Raw genomic sequence first — 24,284 nt, forward strand, 5'->3', positions numbered from 1 at the left:
TCAGCCGGCGCCGCCGAGCCAGTACCCGAAGCCTCGGCGCGTATGGATCAGGGCCGGTTCCCCGGGGTCGCCGTCCACCTTGCGGCGCAACCGCGAGACGAGCTTCTCGATCGCCTCGTTCGCCCGGAAGTCCCCCCAGACATGCCCGCTGATCTGCTCCTTCGACAGCACGCACCCGGCGTGCACCAGCAGTTGGCGCAGCAGGCGGTACTCGGCCGGGGTGAGGTCGAGCGGGCGGGCGCCGCGCCGGGCCTGGCAGGTGGCGTCGTCCAGGACCAGGTCGCCGTAGCGGGGCAGGGACGCCTCCCCCCGTGGAACTCCCTCAACTCCCGCCTCCAAGCCCCGGGCGCCCTGCAGCTGACGCTTTTCACCGAGCTGGGCGATGAGGACGGGGGCGAGTGAGGGGCGGAGGTTCCGGGGGCGGGGGTCGGAGGGCCGGAGGCCGGGCGCCCGGCGAACGCGCGTAGACCCGTGAGAACAAGCGGTGCGGGTGGTTCCGGGCGTTCCTGCGGGAGCTTATTCGGGCCTTTCGGTGATAATTGGGGCATGAGTACAGCGACGTTTGTTGTTGCGGCCACGTCGAGTGAGGTACTCAACGTGATCGCCGCCTTCGCGGGTGGTCTGTTCATCGCCGGGGCACTGGTCTGGGCCGTGCAGCTCGGCATGCGGGTCCGTGATCGAGAGCTGCCTCGGCCGACGCCCGACGAGCAGCCGCATCTGCCCGAAACCGGCCCGGTCCACGAGGAGCGTGAGCTCAGGGAGCCGGACGAAGTGCCGCACGCGTCGGGCAGGGAACGGCTCCTGCCGCACGAGTTGCACCACGCGGGCAGCAGGCGCAGCGAGGACCAGCACCGCAAGCGGTGGCTGCCCGGAAAGAGCGGTTCCTTCGGTGGGGGCGGCCTGGGCCACGGGTGAGCCGCGCCGACCCGGAGATCGGGCGACGGGAGCGGCTGTCCGATGCCGTCCTGCCCGGGGCCGTGCGACGTGCGGTGCGCATACGGGTCCGGGCAGGGGGCGGATCGAGCAGGGGAAGGACCCGGCACGGGTCGGCGAGCTGCTGAGGCGGTACCGCGCGATGAGGCGTTGGCGCCGCCGCGACTGTGACTCTTCGTGTCTCTTCGTGTCTCTTCATGAATCTCACCGGGGGGAGCCGGACCGAACGAACCCCCTGGAGGCGCCATGCCCCGTCACCGGACGCGGTGGACGACCACCGCGACGCTCGCGACGACCGCCGCCGTGACCGTCGCCCTCACCCTGACCTCCTGCTCCGAGGACGACACGCCCTCCTCGGTGGCCAGCGAGGCGGCGTCCGCCTTCGCCTCGGCGACCGCGGAGGCCGGACGCCAGTTGGACGACATCAAGGGCGGCGTCGACGCCAAGAGCTCGGTACGGCTGGGCGATCCGACGACCGACTCGGACGGCCGTACGACCGTCGAGGTCACGGTGGAGAACACGACCGGCTCGAAGAAGTCGTTCGCCGTACAGGTCAACTTCCGCGACGGGAACGGCGATCTGCTGGACGCCAACGTGGTGACCTTGTCGGACGTGGCGGCGGGCGGGACGGCGACCGGCACGGTGCGCAGCACGCACGACCTGAGCGGGGACGTGAAGGCCGAGGTGGCGAGGGCGCTGCGCTACTGACCAGCCGCCCCCCTGCCCACCGGCCGTTTCAGGCCTTGCCGGCCTCCCGTGCCGCGCTCTCCAGTCGGCGTCTGTGGTTCTCCCACCAGGCCTGGTCGCCCTGCGGCAGGTCCTGCTTGCCCTCGCCGTACCCCACGCTTCCGTCGATGAGTTCGCGCACGATGTCGGCGTGCCCCGCGTGGCGCTGGCTGTCGGCGATCACGCGCACCATGAGGTGGTGCAGCGTCACCTCGCGCCGCTCCTGCGGCCACCACGGGACGTGACCGGTGGCGTCGAGCGGCAGCGCGTCGATGGTGCCGTCGGCGTGCTTCCAGGCCCGCCGGTACAGGCCGACGATGTCCTCGCGCGACTCCTCCGCGGTGGCCCACATGTCCGCGTTGGGTTCGGCGTCCTCGGTGTACCACCACGGCGGGGGCGGTTCCGCCGTGAAGAAGGGCCGTCCGAAGGCGTCGCCGAAGTACCCCAGCTCCACTCCGGCGACATGCTTGACCAGCCCCAACAGGTTGGTGCCGGTGGGCGTCAGGGGGCGGCGGACGTCGTACTCGCAGAGCCCGTCGAGCTTCCACACGAGGGCGTCCCGGGCGTCCTGGAGATAACGGAGGAGGTCCGCTTTCGGATCCGTTGCCATCATGCGGGGCAGTCTTGCACCGGCCACTGACAGCAGGGCGGCCGGACAGCAGGAATGCGGCGCCCCCGGTGGTCCGCTACCTCCGCAAACGGCCGCCACCGCGGTCCGGCGCCGTGTCCGTCACCAGGATGTCGATCTGTTCGCTCGCCGCGCTCACGCCGTTGAGCGTGGCCGTCGCCTGGAGGCGGCCCGTCCCCGGGGGCAGTGGCTGGCTCGGGACGCACCACCAGACGCCGCTGGGGGCGGTGGTCGTCGCACAGACCTCCTCCTCGTGGGCGTCGCGGACCGTGACCTGGGCGCCGGGATAGGCCGTGCCGATCATCTTGGGCCGCGTGCCGAGCGGCACGCCCGAGTGGGGGCGGGACAGGGTCGGCGCGGGCAGGCCGACCGTCACGGTGCAGGTGCCCTTCTGCCGTACGGTGCCGTGCGCGTCACGCAGGACCAGGGCGCAGTCGGGGAGCCGGGTGCCCGGCTCGGCGTCCGCGGGGACCGACAGGACGAAGGGGTACTTGCGGTCCTTCCAGGCCGTCGGTGCCGAGTCCGTCGACTCCTCCGGTCCGTCGGCCGCGGTGGGCGCCCCCACGTAGGTGTACGTCGCCGTGCTCCCGCCCAGCGTCACCGACCCCCGGTAGCCGAGGCCGGTCAACGGCGTTCCCGTCACGGTCGTCGTCGACGGTGCCGTCAGGGTGAGGACCGAGCCCGCGCCCAGGGGTGTCCCCGCGTAGCCGCCGACCTCGACGATGCCCTCCCGTCCGGGTTCGATGGTCGCAGCCGCCCACAGGTCGTCATCGCCGTAGGCCGTCCCCGGCGTGATCACCACGCCCGCGACGGCGAGCAAACCGAGGATCGTCGTCTTCCAGGACCTGCTCATCGTCGGCGGAGCTCCTCACACACGTCGGCGGCCCCCTGTCCGCGATTCTCGCGGCCGCCTCCGCGAACGGCGCGCTCCGCTCGGCCGTACGGGCCCGCGCCGCCGTGTCCACCACCCGTCCGGGCGTCGGGCCGTCGGTTTTACGGAGTCGATGCCAAGCCCAAAGGTTCTCCGCGGGGCGGGGCGCGTACCGATGGGTGCCCCCGCCCCCTCCGGCGGCCGGCGAACCCCAGGTGACCCTGAAGCCGTGACCGCCGGACGGCCCTGCGAGAGGGCTTACGACAGGACCTACGTCAGCCAGGCCGTCGTGTCCGGGCCCAGCAGGCCGCCCTCCTCCAGCGGCGCGCTCGCGAGCAGCACCTCACCCGGCGGCAACTCCACCGCCGTACCGGACAGGTTGGCCACGCACCGCCAGACCTCCGAGCGGGCGAAGTGCAGGACGCCGGGCGGGGCCTGCGGCGCCCACTCCAGTTCCTCCCCCTCCAGCAGCTTGCGGCGCAGTCGCAGGGCCCTGCGGTAGAGCTCCAGGGTCGAGCCCTCCACACCGTCCTGGGCCTGCACGGCGTACGCCGCGAAGCTCGCCGGCTGCGGCAGCCAGGACCCGCCCGCGCCGAACCCGTACGACGGCCCCGTCGTCGTCCACGGCAGCGGCACCCGGCAGCCGTCGCGGCCCTTGCGGACACGTCCCGTCTGTTCCCAGACCGGGTCCTGGAGGACCTCGAAAGGCAGGTCGGCGACCTCGGGCAGACCGAGTTCCTCGCCCTGGTAGACGTACGACGAACCGGGCAGCGCCAGCATCAGGAGGGTCGCGGCGCGGGCGCGGCGCAGGCCGGCCGCCTCGTCCACGGCCGGTGCGTGGCCGCCGGACAGCAGCCAGGCGTTGTCGTCGGTGCCGGGCGGGAGCATCAGGCGGGAGGGGTGCCGTACGACGTCGTGGTTGGACAGCACCCAGGTGGCGGAGGCGCCCGCCGTCCGGGCCGTGGCGAGCGAGTCGACGATGACCTGCCTCAGCTCTTCGGCGTCCCAACCCGCTTGCAGATACTCGAAGTTGAAGGCCTGACCCAGTTCGTCGGGGCGGGCGTACAGGGCGCGGCGGGCGGCCGGGGTCACCCAGGCCTCGGCGACGGCCATGCGGGGCGGGCGGTAGGCGTCGAGGATCTTGCGCCAGTCGCGGTAGATCTCGTGGACCTCGTCGCGGTCGTAGAAGGGGTGGGTGCCGGGCGGGAGGTCCGGGAGCGCCTCCTCGCGGCTGAGTTCCGGCGCGCCGAGGTCCCGTAGCGGCTCGTCGAGGTCCTTGGCGAGCGCGTGCGCCACGTCGACGCGGAAGCCGTCGACGCCCCGGTCGGACCAGAACCGCAGGGTGGTGCGGAAGTCGGCGCGGACCTCGTCGTTCTCCCAGTTCAGGTCGGGCTGCTGGGGTGTGAAGAGGTGCAGGTACCACTCGCCGTCGGGGACCCGGCGCCAGGCGCTGCCGCCGAAGACGGACTGCCAGTCGGTGGGCGGGAGTTCGCCGTGCGCGCCGCGGCCGGGGCGGAAGACGTAGCGGTCGCGGGCGGCGGAGCCGGGGCCGGAGCGCAGCGCCTCCTGGAACCAGACGTGCTGGTGGGAGGTGTGGTTGGGGACCAGGTCGACGATCACCTTCAGGCCGAGCCGGTGGGCCTCGGCGACCAGGGCGTCGAAGTCGTCGAGCGTGCCCAGGCGGGGGTCGACGGCGCGGTAGTCGGCGACGTCGTAGCCGCCGTCGGCCAGTTCGGAGGGGTAGAAGGGGCTGAGCCACAGGGCGTCCACGCCGAGGGCGGCGAGGTGGTCGAGGCGCTGGGCGACGCCCTTCAGGTCCCCGAGCCCGTCGCCGTCGCCGTCGGCGAAGCTGCGGGGGTAGACCTGGTAGATGACGGCCTGGCGCCACCAGTCGGGGTGGGTGGAGGAGAGGTCGGACACACGGGCTCCTCATGGCTCGGTACGGGCGACAGTGAGAACTCTGTCCACTTGGCCGGAAAAGCGAACCCCGTACCGAGCGGAGGAGATCATTCCTTGCGTGATGCAATTGTGATTGCCTCTTGAACTTCCGTTGCGTTGTCGCAGGTTGACAGCGTTCTGCGACCGCCCGACGATGTGCTCACGCTGTGGCGCATGCGGCCGATGCGACTGATGTGACCCATGGGCCCAGCGATTCGTTCTTCGACCACTCACCCCACGATGGGATACGCATGTCCATAGCGAGACGTGTCATCGCGCGACGCCTGTTGGGGACGGGCGCCGCGTCGCTCGCCCTCTGCGCGGCCACTGTCGCCTCCGCCTCCGGCGCCTGGGCCCACGGCACGCCCGGCGGCGACGGCTGGAAGTCCGGTGGCACCTACCAGCCGGGCACCGGCGCCGGCACGGAGACGGCCACCGATCGCTGCCAGTTCTCGCTCGACGGCTCGAACTTCTACGACTCCGTCAAGGTCGACGACCAGAACCTGAAGGTCACCGACGACGGCAAGGTCCACGTCAAGGTCCGCGCCGCCGCCGACGCCACGACCTGCACCGCCTCGCTCGCCTCCTACCTCGCCCACGGCGCGACCTTCGCGACCTCCGGCGAGCAGATCTTCGTCGACTTCGACACGGTCACGGTCAAGCCCGGCCAGACCGACTCCCTCGACATCGCCGTCCCGGACGCGGGCTGCTTCGCGCAGATCGACCTGTACCGGGGCGCGGTGAAGTTCGACGGCAAGCTCGACGCGAACGACGGTTTCGAGCACGGTGACGTGCCCAGGGGCCCGGACCGCCCGGTCATCAAGGACAAGCTGATCGCGGCCTGGAACGGCGGCACGAAGGACTGCACGAGCGAGCCCCCGGCCACCGAGGAGCCCCCGACCACGCCGCCCGCCGAGCCGTCGGAGCCCGCGACCGACGAGCCGTCGACCCCGGCCGAGGAGACGACGCCGCCGGCTACGGAGCCGCCGACCACCGAGCCCTCGACCCCGGAGGCCTCCGAGTCGACGACTCCCCCGGCCCCGCGGCCCAACGGCGGCGGCGGCGACCTCGCCGAGACCGGTGGCAGCAGCGCGACCGGCCCGATCGCCCTCGGCGCGGTGGTGCTGGTGGCGGGCGGCGCGGCGTTCGTCGTGATGTCGAGGCGGAAGCGCGCGGCGCGTTCCTGACCGACGGTGTGAAACCGACGGTGTGTGAAACCGACGGTGTGTGAAACCGACGGTGTGTGAAGGGGCCCGGGGTGATCACCCCGGGCCCCTTCGCGGTGTGACGGCTGGTCAGACGCCTTCCAGCGTCGCCAGGTACAGCTTCACGAACCGGTCGACGTCCACGTCCAGGGCCACGTCCACCAACTGCTGCTGCTCGCGCCGGCCCTCGTGGATCTCGGACTCACCGGGACGGGGGCGCCGGTCGACGATGGTCTGGCCCCGCGTCGGCCCCGGGGCGAGGGAGACCTCGACGGGGAGGAGGCGGGTGGTGATCCCCGCCGGGTCCACGACCGCGCAGACCGCGCCCGCGTCGCCGATGCCGCCGGTGGGGGTGGGGTCCCCGGAGGTGGCCGGGTCGCGATGGGCGAGGAGTTCACCCGCCAGGCGCAGGCGCGGCTCCGAACTGCGCCGCAGCCGCTGGACGTCCGCGGCCGGCACGAGGACCCGCTGGAACACGTCCAGGCCGTACATCGTGATCGGCACCCCGGCGGTGAGCAGGATCGCCGCCGCCTCCGGGTCGTGCCACACGTTGAACTCCGCGACCGGCGTGGCGTTCCCGGTCGCCACCGCGCCGCCCATGAACACGATCCGCTCGATGCCCCGGGCCACCTCCGGGTACAGGCGCAGGAGCAGCGCGATGTTCGTGAGCGGCGCCATGGGGATGAGCGTGACCGGACGCGGTGACGCGAGGATCTCGCGGCGCAACAGCGTCACCGCGTCCACGTCCACCGCACGGCGGGTCGGCGCGGGCAGTCCGAGGTCGCCCATGCCGTCCTGCCCGTGCACGTGCCGTGCCGTGCGCACCGCCTCGATCAGCGGCCGCTCGGCGCCCCGCGCGACCGGGATGTCACCGGCCCCGGCCTGCTCCAGGACGGTGAGGGTGTTGCGTACGACGCCGAACACGTCGGTGTTGCCCGCCACGCAGGTGACGGCGCGCAGGTCGAGCCCCGGATGGCGTACGGCGAACAACAGCGCCAGGGCGTCGTCGACACCGGTGTCGCAGTCGATGATCACCGGGATGGGCGGCCCCTCGGCGTTCGTCACGGCAGGTCTCCTCGCGCGGGTGCGGTGGCGGGTTCCGGGAAACCGACCTTACGGTGTCCTACAGGTGGAGTGCGTCGCCGTATGGCGTCGCCGTGCGGCAGCGTGCGTGCGGCGTCATGCGGTGTCTCCGTCCCACAGCGCGAGGCCGCGGGCCGCGACGCGGGCGGCGATCCGGTCCACCAGCTCGGCGCCCGGCACGACACCGGGCCTGCGCCCGTCCCGCAGCCGTACGGCCACGAGGCCGCCGTCCCCCTCGGCCTCCCGTTCCCCGATGACCGCCTGGTACGGCACGAGGCGCGCCGCGCGGATCCGGGCGCCCAGGGTGCCCTGCCCGGGCCCGGCGACTTCGGCGCGCAGACCCATTCGGCGGGCCCGGCGCAGCAGATTCTCGGCCGCCGCGTCCTGCGCCTCCGCCACCGGCAGGATCAGCAGCTGGACGGGCGCGAGCCACGCCGGGAACGCGCCGCCGTGCTCCTCGACCAGATGGGCGACGGCTCGTTCGACGCTGCCGATGATGCTGCGGTGGACCATGACCGGGCGGTGCTTCGCCCCGTCCGGGCCGATGTAGCGCAGGTCGAAGCGTTCGGGCTGGTGGAAGTCGATCTGGACGGTGGAGAGGGTCGCCTCGCGGCCCGCCGGGTCGGCGATCTGGACGTCGATCTTCGGACCGTAGAACGCGGCCTCGCCCTCGACGGCCTCGTACGGGATGCCGGAGGCGTCGAGGGTCCGCCGCAGCAGGCCGGTGGCGCGTCGCCACAACCCGGGGTCGGCGACGTACTTCCCGCTGCCCTCCCCTGGGAGCGAGAGCCGGTGGCGTACGGCCCTGATCCCCAGATCGGCGTAAGCCCGGCTGATCAATTTCAGGGCGGCGCCGGCCTCGTCCACCGCCTGGTCCAGGGTGCAGAACACATGCGCGTCGTTGAGCTGGATGGCCCGCACCCGGGTGAGCCCACCGAGGACGCCGGACAGCTCGGAACGGTACATGCCGCCCAACTCGGCGATACGAAGCGGCAGTTCCCGGTAGCTGCGGGCTCTGGAACGGTAGATCAGGGCGTGGTGGGGGCAGAGGCTGGGACGCAGCACGACCTGCTCCGCACCGAGCTCCATCGGCGGGAACATGTCGTCGCTGTAGTGCTCCCAGTGCCCGGAGATCTCGTACAGCTCCCGCTTGCCGAGCACCGGTGAGTACACATGCCGGTACCCGGCCTCGCGTTCCGCCTCACGGATGTACTCCTCCAGGGTGTGCCGTACGACCGCCCCGTCCGGCAGCCAGTACGGCAGGCCGGCGCCGATCAGGGGGTCGGTGTCGAAGAGGTCGAGTTCACGGCCGAGCCGGCGGTGGTCGTGGAGCATGGCTGCTCCTCCGGATGAGATGAAGGGACGAGCACCCATACGCCGAAGCCCCGGGAACTCGCCCGGGGCTTCGTTGTTCGCTCAGGTGTCAGCGCGGCGCCGGGACGGGGTCCGGCGTCGTCGTGAGAGACGGGGTGGTGGTGCGCTGCATGGGGGGACGGTAACAGGGGGGTGGGTGGATCTCGCGGTGTTTTTCCCGTTCACGTCACCAGCGTGAAGTCACGTGATTACGCTCAGCTACAGACCGGACTCGGAGGTGGCACGCCTTGGTTCACATTCGGCAACTCGACCCCACGGCTTCTCCGTTGGACTACTTCGGCTTCGAGCTGCGCAGGAAACGGGAGGAGGCCGGGCTGACGCTGAAGCAGCTGGGCTCCGTGCTGTTCTGCTCGGGGTCGCTGATCGGCCAGATCGAGACGACGCTGAAGGTCCCGACACGGGATTTCGCCGAGCGGCTGGACGCGGCGCTGGGGACGGACGGGATGTTCTCGCGGATGGTGGGGCTGGTGCTGCGCAGCCAGCTGCCGACGTGGTTCCAGCCTTACGCCGACATGGAGGCGAAGGCGACTTACATCTCGACGTACCAGTGCCAGCTGGTCTACGGGCTGCTACAGACGAAGGAGTACGCCCGCGCAGTGCTGGCCACGGGTCAGCCGGACAAGCTCGACGAGTTGCTCGCCGCCCGCATGGAACGACAGCGCATCCTCGAACGCGAGCAGCCGCCCCTGACGCTGGTGATCCTCGACGAGGCGGTGCTGCACCGCCCGATCGGCGGCCCGGAGGTCATGCGGGACCAGCTCCTCCACCTGTTGAGCCTCAAGGACAAGCGCTGGATCCGTCTCCAGGTGCTGCCCTTCGGGGTGGGTGAACACGTGAGTCTGGCCGGGTCGTTCAACCTCCTCCGCTTCGACGGCGACCCGGACATCGTCTACACGGAGGACCTGATCTCGGGCCACACGACGGCCAATCCGGAAACTGTCCGCGAAGCTGCCCTTCGTTACGCTGGCTTGCAGGGCGCCGCCCTCTCCGTGGAGGATTCGGCGGAACTGATCAAGCGGGTACTGGAGGAGCGTTATGGGGACCACGCCGACACAGGTCAACGTCCAGTGGCGTAAGTCCAGTTACAGCGGAAACACGGGCGGGGACTGTGTCGAGTGCGCCCCCCTCGGCACCGCCGCCTGGCGCAAGTCCTCGTACAGCGGAAACACGGGCGGCGAATGCGTCGAGGTCGCCGACCTCACCCCCTGCGTCGCCGTCCGCGACTCCAAGGACCCCGAGGTCGGCATGCTCACCCTCACCCCGCAGACCTACGCCGCGTTCATCAACCACCTCAAGGTGGCAGAGGAGCTATGAGCGAACCGCTGGCATGGTTCAAGTCCAGCTACAGCGACTCCCAAGGCGGCGAATGCCTCGAAGTCGCCGCCTGCCCCCACACCATCCACGTTCGCGACTCGAAGCTCGGCGCTCGCAGCCCCAAGTTCAGTGTCACCCCTGACACATGGACCGCCTTCATCACGTACGCGAACGGCACCGCGGCCTGAGCCCCGGGCGTCGAACCCCGGCATTCGAGCCTCTTTTGCAACGAATGGGCGGGAAGAATTGAACCCACCCTCCCGCCCTCCCCGTGCCGTGACGGGTGCCAACTGTCGCGTATACCAGCGGACATGACTTTTCGTGATCGGCTTGCGACATGACGTCACGACCCTCTAGCGTTCGCGGCAACAAACAACCCCGGTCGGGTGTTAGCGCACCCGCCGGGGTCTCACCCCAAGATCGAACGGACCGATCTCGTGGCTTACGAAGACTTTAACGCTCCCCTGCCCGCGCCCGCAGCGCATCCCATGGCCAAGCCCGGCTACGGAAAACGTTCCGCGCCGGACCAGTTGCCGCCCCGGGCCGATGACTTCGCCCGCCTCCCTCCCCGTGAGGCGTACCTCGCCGGATTCCTCGACCGGCTCAGCGACAACGCGGCCATGGACGCCAAGACCATCGCCAAGGCGCAGCCGCTGTACGGCCAGCAGGCCGTTCGCAGCGCACTCAACGAGCTCAGCAGGCACGGCCACTTACGGCGAGTTCGTCGCCGCGCCCAGCCCGGTGAGGCCGGCGCCGACAACGCCATCCGCTGGGTGTTCCACACCTACTGGTCGCGTACCGCACGTTCCAGCGAGTGGTGGGCCCGGTTCCTCGCGGGTGACGTGCCGGCGGACGGGCGGGCGGACTCCGCGCCCGAGGGCGCCTCCGTCGACGTGGCCGAGGTAGCAGACGAGGTAGCTGACGTACGGCCGCAGTCCGCTCCCGGCGACGTACCCCCGCAGGCCGAGACCGAGCCGCCGCCCAACCCTTCTGCGCGCCCCCACCCCACCCCCGCCTACACCGCCCTCGCCCGGCTCGGCCTCCATGACCCGCGCCTCGCCCTCTCCGCCGCCGACTGCGAGGCCCTGCATGCCCTCGCCGAGGAGTGGGTGGCCCGGGGCGCGACCCAGGATCACCTGACGCGGAGCCTCGTCGCGGGGCTCCCCGACCAGGTTCACTCGCCCCGCGCCTTCGTCCAGCGCCGCCTCCGCGACAAGATGCCGCCAGAGCGGCCCGCAGCGCCCACAGAGCCCGCGTCGCCCGGACCCCGCCGCCTCATGGAGTGCACCGACTGCGGCGTACCGGGCCGCCCGGAGGCCCTGCCAGGGGGCCTGTGCCGGGGGTGCCGGGGCGAAGGGATCCAAGGGGCCCGAGGGGGCAAAGGGAGCGCCGTGCCGCCCGTATCACCGCCCACCCGTCCCGCAGCGGCCCCGGACACCGTGCGCGCCCTCACGGAGCAGCTTCGGGGCGCAGTACGCACCTATCGGAGGGACCTGACCCATGTCCTGTCCTGAAATGCCGCTTCCCGTGCCGCTCTCGCCCGCCGAGGCGGGCTCGGCGCCGGCAGTCGCGGCGGGTGAACCGCACGTCGTCCGGGACGATCCAGCAGTCCGCGGTGCCTCGGCCTCCCCCCTCCCGGATCAGCGGCGCGGATAGCATGGACCTCACCAGCAGACCGCCGGGTTCGCGTGGCGCGGGCCGGGCGTCCGGTGATCGCTCCGGAGGGGACGGCGGCATGACCGATCAGGCCATCTACCGGCACTTGCGCGAGCTGCGCGAGCACTTCACTCCGCCGGTCGGCTTCACGTATCCGGAGATCAGCGACGGCACGCTCGTGATGATGATGAGCCCGCGTCCGCGTCACCAGGTCACCGCCAAGGACGTCACCCGCCAGCTCGATCCGCAGCTTCCAGAAGGGATCTTCGCCTTCGAGGCCACCGACATCGACGACGCCTCCCTCGGCAAGCTGCGCGTCCCGGACATCATCGTCACCGCCCGCGAGGCGATGCTGACCGATGATCCGCTGGATCCGCACGAGATCCTCCTGGCCATCGAGATCGTCTCGCCGTCCAACCCGAACAACGACTACGAGGCCAAGAGCCACGACTACCCGGCCATGGGCATCCCGCACTACCTGATCATCGATCCCCGCGACGGCACCTGGACCTACCAGTGGGGCATCGACACGTGTGGCGGAAGGCCGGGCTACGGCAACCGGCTCCACAAGCAGCCGTACGGAACCCCGCTGGCCATCAGCACCGAGCTGGGCACCTGGAAACTCGACACGAGCGAGCTGCCGCTCTACACCCGCAAGGACATGATGCTGAGCCCGGCCCCGGACGCCGGCTGAGCGCCCGGGCCCGCGGGGTCGAAGGGGCGGAGCCCCCTGGGGATGGGACGGTAGGGGCGGCGGGGGCGAGCAAACCTCGGCGGGTGCCTCCGTCACCCGGACGGCCCGGCGCGCTGGTGGTCGCCCCTGTGGGGTGGTGCCTTAAGAACACGTACCCGATCTTGAGCGCACGCCGACCCCAGACCAGGAGGCCCCGCGATGCCCCGTCCCCCGGCCCGCGCCGCCCTCGCCGCGACCCTTTCCGCGGCCGCCCTGCTGACCGTGTCCGCGTGCGACACGATCGCCGGCCTGGGCAGACCGGCGTCGGCCGGCCGCGGTCACGCCTCCGCCGCCTCCCCCACCGCCCCGGCGACCCCCGCGGCCGCCCCCACCCTCACCGAGGCCCAGGCCCAGGCCGCGCTGATCAGCGAGGCGGATCTGGGCGAGCCCTGGGTCGCCACCGACGGCTTCGCGACGTGGCGGGAGTCGATGCTGAAGGCGAGCACCGAGTCGGCCGAGGCGGAGTGCGGAAAGCTGCTCGACGCGCTGTACGCCGAGGAACTCCTCGGCCCCGACGCCACGACGCGCGCGTCGACCGGGCTGGACGACCTGTACGACGAGGCCCAGTTGCGCTACCAGGTCGTGGCGCACCGGCCCGACGCCGTGGACGGCACGCTGGCCTGGCTCGACAGCATGCCGCGCGAGTGCGCCGAGTTCACGGCGACCGCGGGCGGCGGGGAGATGACCGTCGAGGTCACCGGCGCGGAGATGCCGGAGGTCGGCGACGCCCGGCAGGGCCTGCGGCTCGTGCTGCGCGCCGTCTCCGAGTACGACGACGCCCCCGTCCTCACCCTCCATGTCGCCGTCGTCCGCGTGGGCGACGACGCGATCGTCCTGACCAACGGCGGCCTCGGCGAGGTACCGGCCGACGCCACCTGGGCGGCCGTCGAACTGGGCGCCCACCGCCTCACCGAGGTCAGGAAGCGGGGCCGGGCGGAAATCTGACCGAGCGCCAAGGCCTGGAGCTCAAGCCTGTCCGGTGCTAACCCAGGCGGTCCACCGCTTCCTTGGCCTCCTTCAGGCCCGCCCCGGTGATCTCCCGGTAGACCTTGATGGCCTGGATCTTCTTGTCGGTCCGCACGAGCGACAGGACCTCGCCCATCCGCGGGTCCGCACCGTCCAGCCCCAAGTGGTCCAGCACCAGGTCGAGTTTGCGCTCGACGCGGGCAACTCGCTGATCCGCCTGGGAAATCCTGCTCTGGATCGTCATGATCCCCCAGAAGGCGGCGAGCGCGAGAAAGAGAACCGCTATGTCCATGGTCGGCGATCCTATGTGCCGCTACCCGCCGTTACCTCACGTCGAACCGCAGCCGATGCTCCACCACGTCCCGCGCCACGTCCACCGCCATACGCGCCTGCGCGAACGCGTGGGCCCGCAGCCGCGCCAGCGCCTCGTCCGTGCCGACGCCGAGCTGGGCCATGATCATGCCGGTGGCCTGGTAGACCTGATCCTGGTCGCCGGCGAGGCCGCTCAGCCACCGCGCGTCCCCCGGGTCGCCCGCCTCCTCCATCCGCGGCAGCGCCATCAGCGCCACGGTCATCATCCCGGCCACCACCCGCGCCGTCCGCAGGTCCCGCTCGGTGAGGTTGCCGGGGGTGTCGCGGTAGAGGTCGAGCGTGCCCACGCACACCGTGTCGTTGCCGAGCGGCATCGAGTACACCGCCCGTACCCCGACGGCCGTGGCCTGCTGAGCGAAGACCGGCCAGCGCAGCACGTCCTGCCCGGCCGTCAGATCGCGGGCCAGCACCGGGGCTCCACTCTCCGCCGCGGACTGGCAGGGCCCGTCGCCCAGGGTCGCCTGGATCTCCGTCACATACGCGGCCTGCGCACTGCTCGCGCCCAGTTGTACGGGCATGCCGTCGCTGTGCAGCGACACGCTCGCGCCGGTCACGGGCAGCAGCTCCACGGCGACATCGCACAGCCGCGCCGGGATCTCGCCGGGTCCGGCCCCGCGTACGCCTTCGGCGATGGCGTCGGCGGCACCGGTTCGCTCTCGTCCCCGCCCGTCATGATGATCGTCATTGGGCCGCACGGCAGCCTCCTCACCAACGAGAGCGGCCTGCTGGGGCCGGTTCAGGGCCAGATCAGCGCCCTGGCCCGTGTCGGACGGCCTTTCCACCGCCCACCCGGACGACGCCCGACTACCCGAGGCGCGTCCGGCGAAACCCCGGCCGCCACCGTCCGACGACCTCTCCTACCGCTTCTCGTACGGGTTCGCCGGCTGTGCGACCCGCCGTACCCCCGTGGCGTTCAGCACCGGCGGCCAGGCCCCGTCCGTGCCCAGCCTGCCCTTGGGGTGCCAGGTGCCGGTGACGGTGACCCAGGTGTCGGCGGGCGGTGCGTCGGTGTCCGCGTTGCGGATCTCGACCTTGCTGGTGGTGGCGTCTCCGGCGCAGCAGGCGACGAGGAGGCGGGTGACGTACCAGGTGCCGTCGGCGTCGCGGGTGACGAAGCCGGTCAGCCGGACCGTGCGTCCGGACAGCGACCGTCCGCTGTCGTAGATCGCGCGGGAACCGAACTCCGCCAGCGTCAGCTCCACCGGGTTCCCGGCCGGCAGCGCGGGGAAGTGCCCGATCCCCTGCGCCGCGCGCTGCGCCGCCTCGCGTTCGGCGCTGTAGGAGCCGAGGGCGGGGGGTGGGAAGAGGAGGAGGGCGAGGGCGGGGAGGGTGAGGAGCCAGGCGACGCGGGGGCTATGGTGGCCGCCGTGCTGATCGTGGGCGTGGGAATCGTCGCCGTGCTCGTCGTGCTCGCTGTGGTCGCGTTGCTGATCGCGGCCGGTGTGTTCGTCGTGCTCTGCGTGCCGGCCCTGCTCGGCGTGCGGTTCGCGTTCCGGGCGCCCGCCGACCGCCGCGGCCACCGCCAGCAGCACCAGCAGAAAACCGGACACGACCAGGTATGGCCGTAGTCCCGCCTGCACGTACCGCAGGTACAGCTCGCTGAAGAGGGAGATCCGCAGGATCGCCGCGCCCGTCAGGAGCAGCAGTACCGCCGGGCCGTAGCGCCTCACAGCAGCCACCACCCCACGAGCACGCTGCTCAGTACGGCGACGACCCAGGTCACGGACGAGAAGCGCAGGGCGAAGGACCGCCCGAAGGTCCCCGCCTGGAGGGCGATCAGTTTCAGGTCCACCATCGGGCCGACCACCATGAAGGCGAGGCGGGCGGTGGGTGAGAAGCCGCTCAGGGAGGCGGCGACGAACGCGTCCGCCTCGCTGCACACGCACAGGACGACCGCGAGGAGGGCCAGGAGGAGTACCGACATCCAGGGGGAGCCGGTGAAGAGGTCGAGGACCGAGCGCGGGACCGCGATGTTGAAGGTGGCCGCGGCCGCGGCGCCGAGCACGAGGAAGCCGCCGGCGTGCAGGAAGTCGTGCTGGAGGCCGGCGGTGAAGGCGCGCAGGCCGGTGGTGGCCGGGTCGGTGTGCCGTTCGGGTGGCCGCAGCCACTCGTCTCGGCCGAAGCGGGCCCACAGCCAGCCCATCACCACGGCCGTGGCCAGGGAGGCGACGAGCCGGGCGAGGACCATCTTCGGCTGGCCGGGGAAGGCGACGGAGGTGGCGACCAGGACGACCGGGTTGATGGCGGGGGCGGAGAGGAGGAAGGCGAGGGCGGCCGCGGGGGCGACGCCGCGCCGCATCAGGCTCCCGGCGACCGGCACGGAGGCGCACTCGCAGCCGGGCAGGACGACGCCGGCCGCTCCGGCGACGGGTACGGCGAGCGCCTGGTTGCGGGGCAGCAGCCGGCTGAAGACCTTCTCCGGGACGAAGGCCCCGATCGCCGCCGAGACGACGGTGCCGAGCAGCAGGAAGGGCACGCCCTGCACGGCGATGGCCGTGAAGACGGTCCACCAGGCGGCGACGGGCGGGGTGTAGAGGTCGAGCGCGAGCATCGGCCCGAGGACGGAGGCGACCGTGGCGATGGCGAGGAGCGCGGTGCCGCCGAGGACGGCGTACACGAGCGCGCGTACGGCGACGCGCAGCCCGTCGACCACGGTCCGCTGGTTCTGCACGTGCCTGTCCCCACCTGTCCGAACCCGTTCGAATGCCTCCGCGCAGGCTAACCGGTGGGAGCTGTGCGCAGCCTTGGGTTCCCCGGGGAAGGGGCTGTGCGGGACTTTCGAACACCCCCTAGCCCCACCCCGCCCCCTACAGCGGCGGCTGTGCCGGAGCCGGGCCCAGGGTCGTCGTGCCCGGAGCCGTGCGGTGGCCCAGGCCCGTGCGGTACGCGTCCAGGGCCGCCTCCACCCGGCCGGTGCGGCGCAGGAGGTCGCCGAGCAGGCGGCACAGGTCGGCCAGGTCGCCCGCCGCGCCCGCGCGTTCCAGGAGGCTGAGGGCGCGGACGTAGTGCTCCTCGGCGGTCTCGGTGTCACGGGTGTCCTCGGCGATGATGCCGAGGAGACGGTGGGCGGCGGCTGAGTGGAGGGCGCCGCGCTCGGGGCCGAGAGCCTGTCCGCAAACCCCCGTCGTCCGCCCGCAGGGCGGGCGTCGCGGCGTCCGGTGCGTGCGATCGCAAGGCGCCGGAGCGCCCTCGTGGCGGAGCCACGTGGGCGATTCGGCAACGCGGCGAGCGTGCGTGCCGGACGCCGCGGCGCAGGCGGGGGTTTGCGGACAGGCTCTCGGGTCGCTGAGGACCTCGTGGAGGAGGGCGGCGGCCTCGTCGGACTTGCCGCGTCGGTGCAGTACGTCGGCGAGTTCGACGGCGACCTGGCTGGTGTAGAGGGCGGCGCGCTTGGCGGTGAGCATGGCGCGGGCCTCGCGCAGTTCCGTCTCGGCGCTCGCGAGGTCGCCGTTCTGGGCGTGGACGTAGCCGCGCATCCAGTGGCAGTTGGCGAGTTCGGTACGGATCTGCAGCTGCCGGTAGAGCTCGGCGGCCTTGGCGAGGGAGGCGTCGGCCTCGGCGACGCGGCCCTCGGCGAGGAGGGTGCGGGCGACGGAGCGGTGCATCCGGGCGACCAGGGCCGGGTCGGCCGCCTGCGGGGCGAGCGCGAGGGCGTACTCGGCGGCCTGGGCGGCGCGGGCTTGGGCGCCCATGTCCATGTAGGGGCCGATGACGCTGGCGTAGAGCAGGAGCAGGGCGTCGGGGTCGTGCAGTCCGCCCCGGTTGAGTTCGTCGAGGGTGGACTCCAACAGGTAGACGGCGTAACGGAGTTCACCGGCGAGGTAGTGGGAGACCGCTCTGCCTCGCAGAGCGGGGACGCGGGCGGGGAGAGGGGCGTCGGCCTCGGCGAGGACCTGTTCGGCCTGTTCGAAGTGGACTTGGGCGGCGGCGAGTTCGCCTATGTCGATGGCGCACTCGCCGAGCCCGAGCAGCGCCGCCGCCCGCTCCTCGGCGAACCCGTGTCCCTCCGCCTCCGCGAGCAGCGCGGTGTACTGCTCGGCCGCCGCCTCGGCGTCGCCGGTGGCGAGGGCGCGGTGGGCCTCGGTCAGCCGTAGCCGCAGGTCGGTGACGAGGTGTGCGGGGCGTCCGGTGGCGAGTTCCTCGAAGGCGACCCCGAGCCGGCCGGCGATGTGCCGGAGCGCCTCGTCGGAGGCACGGACGCGGCCCGCCTCCAGGGTGGAGATGTAGGCGGGGGTGTACGCCGGCTCCGCCAACTGCCTTTGCGTCAGCCCCCGGTCGGCCCGCAACTGCTGCACTCTTCGCCCGATGGTCCCCGGGTCGTCACGGTCCGACATCGCCCAACTCCCCCTGCGCCTCTTGCCGTTCGCGTCCGACAGCGCCTAGGTTAAACCGCGTATTAAACGTGGTTAACACAACGCTGTTGCGAGGTCGCCGTGCAGGAACGCACCAGCACCACCGAGCGCTACACCCGAGGGTTCGCCGCGGCGGTGGTCGCCGTGGCGACGTTGATCCTGGCGGCGAACGCGGGGCCGGCGCGCGCGGCGGTGCCCGATCCTGACCAGCGACCGGCTCAGCATGTCATCTCGCGGCCGGAGCGTGGCTGAAAGTCGCACAAGCCGGCCCCGGCGGGACACTCGATGTGTCCCCACCGGGGCCTGCGGACGCGTCGGAAACCTCGGACGCGTCAGAGCTGGAACTCCACCGGGTTCAGGCCCAGGGCCGCGCAGGCCTCGCGGAGGACCGCCTGCTCCGCCTGGGAGAAGTGACCGTCGGCGCCGGCGATGACGATGCCGGTCTGGACGACCGCGCGGGCCTCGGTGGGCTTCTTCGCGGCCTTGGCGATCTCCTGCATGGCCTCGGTCTTCCCCTGCGGGAAGTTGCGGGTGAGCTGGTCCACATGCCGGTTGAAACGCTGACGCAGCTGGTCCGGCGGGAAGTTCTGCAGCACGTCGTTGCTGAGGATCATCGACTCCATCTGCTGGCGCTCGGCCGCGTCCACATGGCCGTCCGCCGCCGCGACCAGGGCGCACATCGCCATGCTGGCGTCCCGGTACGCGCCGCTCTTCAGCTCGCTCTTCAGGGAGCCGAGCTGGCTCTTCAGCAGACCCACCAGCTGGGCCTTCGAACCGCCCCGCGAGCTGCCGTGCGCACTTCCGTGCGAGCCGCCGGCCGGCGCGCCGCCGTGGCCGCCGTGACCGCCATGGCCACCGGCCGCGCCGTGGCCGCCGCCCTGGACCTGCTGCTGGAGTTGCTTGGCCTGGTCCTTGAGCCGGTCGAACAGTGCCATTGACGTCACCTCGGTATTCGTCGGGTCGTGCACGCTCACTCGGTCAACGCCCGCCCGCGAGCAAAGGTTCCACAAAGACGCGAAGGACCGTGACGCGAGCGGAGGAGGTGTGCCCGCGCCACGGCCCGATCGAGGCTGACAGGCCGGGGAATTGATCAGTACCCCGCCTGATCGGGGAAATCAAACATCCGGGGCCGTCAGTCCGCGCACACCCTCCGATACGGCGCGTCCGGCACGTACGTCCTCCACTGGGCCCGCGTCAGCTGGCCGCCGCCGCCCACACGGGCGCAGACCCGCCCCGCCACCCGGCCCGGCTCGACGACGTACCGCTGGAGCGGCACATGGATCCCGGCCGCGTAGACCGTGCCGCTGTCCGGGCTGAACGCCACCGAGACGATCTCCTCGCCGGCCGTCGGCAGCGGCCCCCCGAGCGGCTGCTGGGTGGCGACGTCCCACAACTGGAGCGTTCCCGAGCTGCCGCCCACGGCGAGCGTGCGGCCGTCGGGGCTCAGCGCGAGCGCGCTGACGCCCTCCGGGGTGTCGCCGAGCCGGGCCGGGAAGACGCTGCGCAGGACGCCGGCCTTGCGCTTCAGCCCGCCGTCCCACAGCGCGACCCGGCCGGTCCCGTCGCCCACCGCCAGCCGGGTGCCGTCCCCGCTGAAGGCGACGGCGCCTATCTGGTCGCCCTGGACCAGGTCCTTTCCGGCCACCGTCCCCCTCGGGAGGGGGGCGACGCGGTTGTCGCCGACCAGCAGGCCGCCGTCGGGGCGTACGGCGAGATGGCTGCTGGTCAGACCGGTGACCACGGAGGTGCGGCGGCGGCTCGCGGTGTCCCAGACCTCGTCGGCCAGGCCGCCCACCGCGGGCGTACGCACGGCGTAGAGGGTGCGGCCGCCGGAGCCCAGGGCGAGCTCGATCACCGGCGTCGAGTCGGCGGTGGCCAGGTCCAGGGTCTCCCGGACCTTGTTGCGGCGTACGTCCCAGATCGTGATCCGTTGCGGGCTCGCTTCCCGGCCCGGCGCCGAGACGCCGTACGCGAACAGTCCGCCGTCCGGGCTGAACGCCGTCAGCGCCATGGTGTCGGCGGGGACGACCGGGGCCGTGCCCGCGTCGGCGACGGGGAACGGCGGCGACGGCAGGGTTCGTGCCGGCTGGTCGTCCCGGGTGTCGCGCAACCGGAAGCGGTAGCTGGTGCCGGTGCTCCCCCGGCCTTCGGCCGGGGGGACCCCCGTCTCGCTTCGCTCGGCCGTGGCGAGGGTGCGGCCGTCCGGGGCGAGCCGGACGCCGAACAGGCCGTCCTCGTGCCAGGCATGCGTCAGCGCCGCCGACACGTCGAGGGAGTGGACCGTACCTGCCTCCAGATAGCGCAGGACGGGGCGCCCGGGATCCCAGGCGAGGCCGCCGTACACGTACTGGTTGTTGAGGGAGTGCCGGAAGACCGGGGCGTCGGGGGACGACAGCCGCCACACCTTGATCTCCGTGCTGTCGGCCACCGCCAGGAACCTGCCGTCGCCGCTGAAGGCGGTGTACCCGGCGTCCGGGGCGGTCAGGTCGGCCAGCAGCTGCCCCGAGCCGGTGTCCCAGACGTGGATGCCGGCCGAGGAGACGGCGGCCAGCCGCTGTCCGGCGCCCATGACCAGCGAGAAGTCGTTGTCGGCGCAGACCTCCTCGTCGTGCGTCCACGCACCGGGCAGCTTCCGGTGGCCGGTGACGTCCCACACCTCGGGGGTGGCGCCCCGGCCGCCCGTGGGGCAGAGGGCGACCGTGCGGGCGTCGGGGGAGATGTCGGCGCGACTGGCCGCCCGCGGGCTCTCGAAGAGGGGCTTCGCGTCGGTGCGGGAGAACACCCGGACGCGTTCGTCCTCGGTGCCGGTCACGAAGGTGGCGCGGTCGCCGACGGAGATGTCCGAGAACGCCGGCCACGGCCCGCCGCCGGACCAGCCGTCCTTCGCCGTGTCCCACAGCCGGATGCCGTCGCGACCGGACAGCGCGATCACCTTCGCGTCCGGCGAGGTCGCGACGACATCGTCACCGGTGACCGGCAGCCGGCCCGAGCCGGTGCGGCGGTGCGTGGCCACGTCGTACGTCCGCCACGTACGGCCTTCGACGCTGAGCAGGGCACGGCCGGTGGGGGTGAGCAGACGGCGGGGGCTGTCGCCGGGGGCGGGGTCGGAGAAGGTGTCCCGCTCGGGCTGGGCGAGGGCGCCGAGCAGGGCCCGGCGGGACTCGGGCAGCGGGGAGACACGCCAGGCGGCTACGCCCAGCAGCATGGCGGCGCGCGGGTCGGTGGTGCGCAGCGAGTCGGCGACGGAGGCGATGCGGCGGGCGGTGGTGTCGGTGCGCTGGCGCTCGTTGTCCCGGTGCTGGCTCCACGCGGCCAGGCTCACCACCAGCGCCACCGCCAGCACGGCGGACAGGGCGGTGACCAGTGCCCGGGACCTGCGCGCGGTCCGCACGGCCGTCTGCCGCTCGGCCTCCCGGGCCGCCACGGCGGCGACGAGGAACGCCCGCTCGGACACGGTGAGCGTGCCGTCGTCGTCGCCGAACAGGTCCTCGGCCCGGGCCAGCCTGCTGCCCCGGTACAGCCCGCCGGGGTCGCGGTCGTGCTCCAGCCAGGCGCGGGCGGCCTCGGTCAGCCGGCGGTGGTGGCGCAGCCGTTCGCGGTCCTGCTCCAGCCAGCCGGACAGCCGGGGCCAGCAGGTGATGAGGGCCTCGTGGGCGAGCTGGACGCCGTCCTCGTCGGCGGTGAGCAGCCGGGCACGGGCCAGCCGGTCGACGACCTTCGGCACCTCCGGGTCGGGCCACTCGGCCAGGTCGTCGCGGGTCAGCGGGCGGCGGGTGTCGGGGGTGCCCCGGCCCGGCTCGACCAGCCGCAGCAGCAGGCGGCGGGCGGTGCGCGCCTGGTCCTCGGTCAGCTGCTCGTACACCTCCTCCGCCGTCGCCGCGATGGCGCCGCGCACCCCGCCGGCCGCCTGGTAGGTGGCGAGGGTGAGCACCCGGCCCTTGCGGCGCCGCCAGGTCTCCAGCAGCGCGTGCGAGAGCATCGGCAGTCCGCCGGGCTGGTCGACGACCTCCTCGACGATCCGTGCGGTCAGCTCCCGCTCCACCAGCAGCCCGGCCGCCTGCGCCGGCTTGGTCACCGCGTCGCGCAGCTCGTCGGCGGTCATCGGCCCGAGCAGCATCCCCGCCCCGGACAGCGCGTCGGCGAGGCCCCGGTGCTCGGAGCAGCGGGCGTAGAAGTCGGCCCGGACGGTGATCAGGACGCGGAGCCGGGTGGCGGGGTCGCGGGCGGCGAGCAGCAGATCGACGAAGCGGGCCCGCTCCCCGGCGTCCCGGCACAGGGTGAAGGCCTCCTCGAACTGGTCGACCACGACCCAGCTCTCCGGCTCGTCCTCGGCGGGCGTCAGCAGGTGTCCGTACGTCTGCGCGGGGTGCGGGCCGGGCGTGAGCACCCGCAGGACCGCGGGGCCGCGGTGGGCGGCGATCTCCTCGCGCAGTGCGGGGATCAGCCCGGCCCGCAGCAGCGAGGACTTGCCGCTGCCGGACGCCCCGAACAGCACCGCGAACCGGTGGTCGCACACCAGCCGGTGCAGTTCCTCCACCATCCGTTCCCGGCCGAAGAAGAGGTCCCGGTCGTCCGGCTCGAAGCGGGCCAGGCCCCGGTACGGCGGCGGCGCGTCCGCAGGCTCCGCGCGCACCGCCTCGGCGACCGCCGCCTCCGCCTCCTTCCAGCGGGGCTCCCACTCCGCGGGGTCGGCGCCGCAGGCCCGGACGTATCCCTTGACGACGGGGAGCGACGGCAGCCGTTCGCCGGCCGCGGCCTGCGACAGCGTTGTCGCGGAGAACCCGGCCGCCTCGGCCATCCGCCGGTACGAGGGGGTGCCCGCGGCCTTGCGGACCTCGCGGAGCCCATGGGCGAGCCGGGCTATGGGACCGGACGCGGGGTCCAGGGGTCTTTCGGGGCGACCCATGCGCACGTACCTCCAGCAGCGGCACCCGGCGAACCAAATCACCACTGATCATGAAATTTTGATTGTCCTGACAAAGGAGATGCGGAAATCAATGCTCCGGTTCCAGGACGCCCGCCTCGGTCGGCTGCCGTCGGACGGCCGTGAAGACGCGAGGTGAACGCCGTGCGACGCGTCAGGAGCGGGTGATGGCCGCCGGGAGAACAGTGCCGTCCGCCGACCAGCGGAATTGATCGCCCTGATCGGAACGGGCTGTCGATCAACTCCCCGCTCCCCAGTCTCGATCTCGCCACGCCGGATTCCCGGCAGACCGAGCACTGGAGGAGAGACCCGGATGCCGCAGACCGTCAAGACCCAGAGAGCGTCCCGCCTCGGCAAGGCGGCGCTCGCCGTCACCGGCGCCGTCGCGCTGAGCGCCGGCCTGACCGGCAGCGCCAACGCCGCCGTCATGAACGCGATCAATATCGAAAAGGTGTGGGAGAAGGCACCGACGCAGGAGATGTTCCAGCCCCTCTTCGACTACGACTCCGACAGCTGCTTCCCCGCTGCCGCCGTCGAGTCGAACGGGAGGCTCAACGGCGGTCTCCAGGACACCGGGTCGATCACCGGCGGCTGCCGCACCAACCACCTCGGCAAGGCCAACACCTACTCGCGCTCCAAGTGCGACAGGAGCTCCGGCTGGTGCGGCGTCATCTACACCCTGTACTTCGAGAAGGACCAGAACGCGCCCGGCAACGTCGTCGGCGGGCACCGCCACGAGTGGGAGTCCGCGGTGGTCTGGTACCACGGCAACGACCAGTGGCCCAGCTATGTGTCCGTCTCCGCGCACGGCAACTACACCACCAAGCGGTTCAACGACGTGGAGCGTGAGGGCAAGCGCTTCAAGGTCGTCTACCACAAGGACGGCGGCCTGACCCACTCCTTCCGCTTCGCCAAGGCGGGCGAGCGGGCGGAGGCGTGGGGGAACGGCGGCTGGGACCGTCCGGCCCTGGCCCCCTACGACATCCTGTGGAGCAGCTACCACAGCGCCTGGAAGGCCCTTGAGGGCTCCTCGTGGGGCAAGGCCAACTTCCCCCTCCAGGACAAGGACGACCACTTCCGCAAGGACCTGAACGAGGCCAAGCCGTCCGGCATCCAGTTCAACGCCTGGAGCAACTGACCCCGCACCCCCGAGCCGCCCCCGGCGCGGACACTCCCCCCTGTCCCGCCGGGGGCTCCTCCCTGCCCTCA

23 protein-coding genes and 2 pseudogenes are annotated in these 24,284 nt (G+C 72.3%); 12 read left to right on the plus strand and 13 right to left on the minus strand.

Going from position 1 to position 24,284, the window contains the following annotated elements:
• A pseudogene (locus ACFZBP_RS08175) lies at positions 1–288 on the minus strand (winged helix-turn-helix domain-containing protein); the annotation flags it as partial.
• Between the two features lie 21 nt (positions 289–309).
• On the opposite strand from ACFZBP_RS08175, the pseudogene ACFZBP_RS08180 reads away from it, so the two are divergent.
• The 3 genes and pseudogenes from ACFZBP_RS08180 to ACFZBP_RS08190 form a co-directional block, all read left to right on the plus strand.
• Positions 310–402 (plus strand): annotated as a pseudogene (locus tag ACFZBP_RS08180) (VOC family protein); the annotation flags it as partial.
• Between the two features lie 144 nt (positions 403–546).
• The gene (locus tag ACFZBP_RS08185) at positions 547–915 is read left to right on the plus strand and encodes a DUF6479 family protein (protein WP_391411056.1); all 369 of its coding nucleotides are present in this window, start codon (positions 547–549) and stop codon (positions 913–915) included.
• Between the two features lie 264 nt (positions 916–1,179).
• On the plus strand, positions 1,180–1,641 hold the full coding sequence (locus tag ACFZBP_RS08190) for an FxLYD domain-containing protein (RefSeq protein ID WP_383449788.1): 462 nt from the start codon (positions 1,180–1,182) through the stop codon (positions 1,639–1,641).
• Positions 1,642–1,669: 28 nt separating this feature from the next.
• On the opposite strand, the gene ACFZBP_RS08195 is transcribed toward ACFZBP_RS08190, so the two are convergent.
• The 3 genes from ACFZBP_RS08195 to ACFZBP_RS08205 form a co-directional block, all read right to left on the minus strand.
• Entirely contained in the window at positions 1,670–2,272 is a 603-nt protein-coding gene (locus tag ACFZBP_RS08195; protein ID WP_383449787.1) for a DinB family protein, read from the minus strand.
• 73 nt (positions 2,273–2,345) lie between these two features.
• The gene (locus ACFZBP_RS08200; protein ID WP_391411059.1) at positions 2,346–3,140 is read right to left on the minus strand and encodes a carboxypeptidase regulatory-like domain-containing protein; all 795 of its coding nucleotides are present in this window, start codon (positions 3,138–3,140) and stop codon (positions 2,346–2,348) included.
• A gap of 288 nt (positions 3,141–3,428) precedes the next feature.
• Positions 3,429–5,078, minus strand: coding sequence for an alpha-amylase family glycosyl hydrolase (locus ACFZBP_RS08205; RefSeq protein ID WP_391411061.1), 1,650 nt, complete (start codon positions 5,076–5,078; stop codon positions 3,429–3,431).
• A 269-nt stretch (positions 5,079–5,347) separates the two neighbouring features.
• On the opposite strand from ACFZBP_RS08205, the gene ACFZBP_RS08210 reads away from it, so the two are divergent.
• Positions 5,348–6,283, plus strand: coding sequence for an LAETG motif-containing sortase-dependent surface protein (locus ACFZBP_RS08210; RefSeq protein ID WP_391411063.1), 936 nt, complete (start codon positions 5,348–5,350; stop codon positions 6,281–6,283).
• 108 nt (positions 6,284–6,391) lie between these two features.
• Here ACFZBP_RS08210 and ACFZBP_RS08215 read toward each other — a convergent pair whose 3' ends face one another.
• Positions 6,392–7,366: a nucleoside hydrolase gene (locus tag ACFZBP_RS08215; RefSeq protein ID WP_391411065.1), complete on the minus strand. Its 975-nt coding sequence runs from the start codon at positions 7,364–7,366 to the stop codon at positions 6,392–6,394.
• A 114-nt stretch (positions 7,367–7,480) separates the two neighbouring features.
• Complete coding sequence (thrS, locus tag ACFZBP_RS08220; RefSeq protein WP_391411067.1) at positions 7,481–8,719, minus strand: threonine--tRNA ligase; 1,239 nt, start codon at positions 8,717–8,719, stop codon at positions 7,481–7,483.
• A gap of 266 nt (positions 8,720–8,985) precedes the next feature.
• On the opposite strand from thrS, the gene ACFZBP_RS08225 reads away from it, so the two are divergent.
• The 6 genes from ACFZBP_RS08225 (at position 8,986) to ACFZBP_RS08250 (ending at position 13,406) form a co-directional block, all read left to right on the plus strand.
• On the plus strand, positions 8,986–9,834 hold the full coding sequence (locus ACFZBP_RS08225; RefSeq protein ID WP_383449781.1) for a helix-turn-helix domain-containing protein: 849 nt from the start codon (positions 8,986–8,988) through the stop codon (positions 9,832–9,834).
• Positions 9,794–10,072: a DUF397 domain-containing protein gene (locus ACFZBP_RS08230; protein WP_383449780.1), complete on the plus strand. Its 279-nt coding sequence runs from the start codon at positions 9,794–9,796 to the stop codon at positions 10,070–10,072. Before ACFZBP_RS08225 ends, ACFZBP_RS08230 begins: the two co-directional genes overlap by 41 nt.
• Positions 10,069–10,260 (plus strand): DUF397 domain-containing protein, encoded by a 192-nt coding sequence (locus tag ACFZBP_RS08235; protein ID WP_391411071.1) that lies wholly within the window; start codon positions 10,069–10,071, stop codon positions 10,258–10,260. Before ACFZBP_RS08230 ends, ACFZBP_RS08235 begins: the two co-directional genes overlap by 4 nt.
• 249 nt (positions 10,261–10,509) lie before the next feature.
• Entirely contained in the window at positions 10,510–11,586 is a 1,077-nt protein-coding gene (locus ACFZBP_RS08240; RefSeq protein ID WP_391411073.1) for a hypothetical protein, read from the plus strand.
• 221 nt (positions 11,587–11,807) lie between these two features.
• Entirely contained in the window at positions 11,808–12,422 is a 615-nt protein-coding gene (locus tag ACFZBP_RS08245) for a Uma2 family endonuclease (protein WP_391411075.1), read from the plus strand.
• A 198-nt stretch (positions 12,423–12,620) separates the two neighbouring features.
• On the plus strand, positions 12,621–13,406 hold the full coding sequence (locus ACFZBP_RS08250; protein ID WP_391411077.1) for a hypothetical protein: 786 nt from the start codon (positions 12,621–12,623) through the stop codon (positions 13,404–13,406).
• 37 nt (positions 13,407–13,443) lie between these two features.
• On the opposite strand, the gene ACFZBP_RS08255 is transcribed toward ACFZBP_RS08250, so the two are convergent.
• The 5 genes from ACFZBP_RS08255 to ACFZBP_RS08275 all read right to left on the minus strand — a co-directional run bounded on the left by ACFZBP_RS08255 (position 13,444) and on the right by ACFZBP_RS08275 (position 18,133).
• Complete coding sequence (locus ACFZBP_RS08255; RefSeq protein WP_383449775.1) at positions 13,444–13,719, minus strand: ribosomal protein L7/L12; 276 nt, start codon at positions 13,717–13,719, stop codon at positions 13,444–13,446.
• A gap of 31 nt (positions 13,720–13,750) precedes the next feature.
• The gene (locus ACFZBP_RS08260) at positions 13,751–14,494 is read right to left on the minus strand and encodes a GAF domain-containing protein (RefSeq protein WP_391411080.1); all 744 of its coding nucleotides are present in this window, start codon (positions 14,492–14,494) and stop codon (positions 13,751–13,753) included.
• A 162-nt stretch (positions 14,495–14,656) separates the two neighbouring features.
• Entirely contained in the window at positions 14,657–15,469 is an 813-nt protein-coding gene (locus tag ACFZBP_RS08265) for a TIGR03943 family putative permease subunit (protein WP_391411610.1), read from the minus strand.
• Positions 15,466–16,470 carry a permease gene (locus tag ACFZBP_RS08270; RefSeq protein ID WP_391411082.1) on the minus strand — a complete coding sequence of 335 codons (1,005 nt, stop codon included), beginning with the start codon at positions 16,468–16,470 and terminating at the stop codon, positions 15,466–15,468. Before ACFZBP_RS08270 ends, ACFZBP_RS08265 begins: the two co-directional genes overlap by 4 nt.
• Before the next feature lie 136 nt (positions 16,471–16,606).
• Positions 16,607–18,133, minus strand: a complete 1,527-nt coding sequence (locus tag ACFZBP_RS08275) for a helix-turn-helix domain-containing protein (RefSeq protein WP_383449772.1) — start codon at positions 18,131–18,133, stop codon at positions 16,607–16,609.
• 99 nt (positions 18,134–18,232) lie between these two features.
• Here ACFZBP_RS08275 and ACFZBP_RS08280 point away from each other — a divergent pair, with 99 nt between their 5' ends.
• Positions 18,233–18,403 carry a hypothetical protein gene (locus ACFZBP_RS08280; RefSeq protein WP_383449771.1) on the plus strand — a complete coding sequence of 57 codons (171 nt, stop codon included), beginning with the start codon at positions 18,233–18,235 and terminating at the stop codon, positions 18,401–18,403.
• Between the two features lie 80 nt (positions 18,404–18,483).
• Here ACFZBP_RS08280 and ACFZBP_RS08285 read toward each other — a convergent pair whose 3' ends face one another.
• Positions 18,484–19,086 (minus strand): tellurite resistance TerB family protein, encoded by a 603-nt coding sequence (locus ACFZBP_RS08285; RefSeq protein ID WP_383449770.1) that lies wholly within the window; start codon positions 19,084–19,086, stop codon positions 18,484–18,486.
• A 197-nt stretch (positions 19,087–19,283) separates the two neighbouring features.
• Positions 19,284–23,057, minus strand: coding sequence for a hypothetical protein (locus ACFZBP_RS08290; RefSeq protein ID WP_391411086.1), 3,774 nt, complete (start codon positions 23,055–23,057; stop codon positions 19,284–19,286).
• A 331-nt stretch (positions 23,058–23,388) separates the two neighbouring features.
• Between ACFZBP_RS08290 and ACFZBP_RS08295 the strand changes: the two genes are divergently transcribed.
• Positions 23,389–24,213 carry an NPP1 family protein gene (locus ACFZBP_RS08295; RefSeq protein WP_391411088.1) on the plus strand — a complete coding sequence of 275 codons (825 nt, stop codon included), beginning with the start codon at positions 23,389–23,391 and terminating at the stop codon, positions 24,211–24,213.
• The last annotated feature ends 71 nt before the right edge of the window (positions 24,214–24,284 follow it).

It is taken from the genome of Streptomyces sp. NPDC008086 (assembly GCF_042957325.1).
GTDB lineage: Bacteria > Actinomycetota > Actinomycetes > Streptomycetales > Streptomycetaceae > Streptomyces.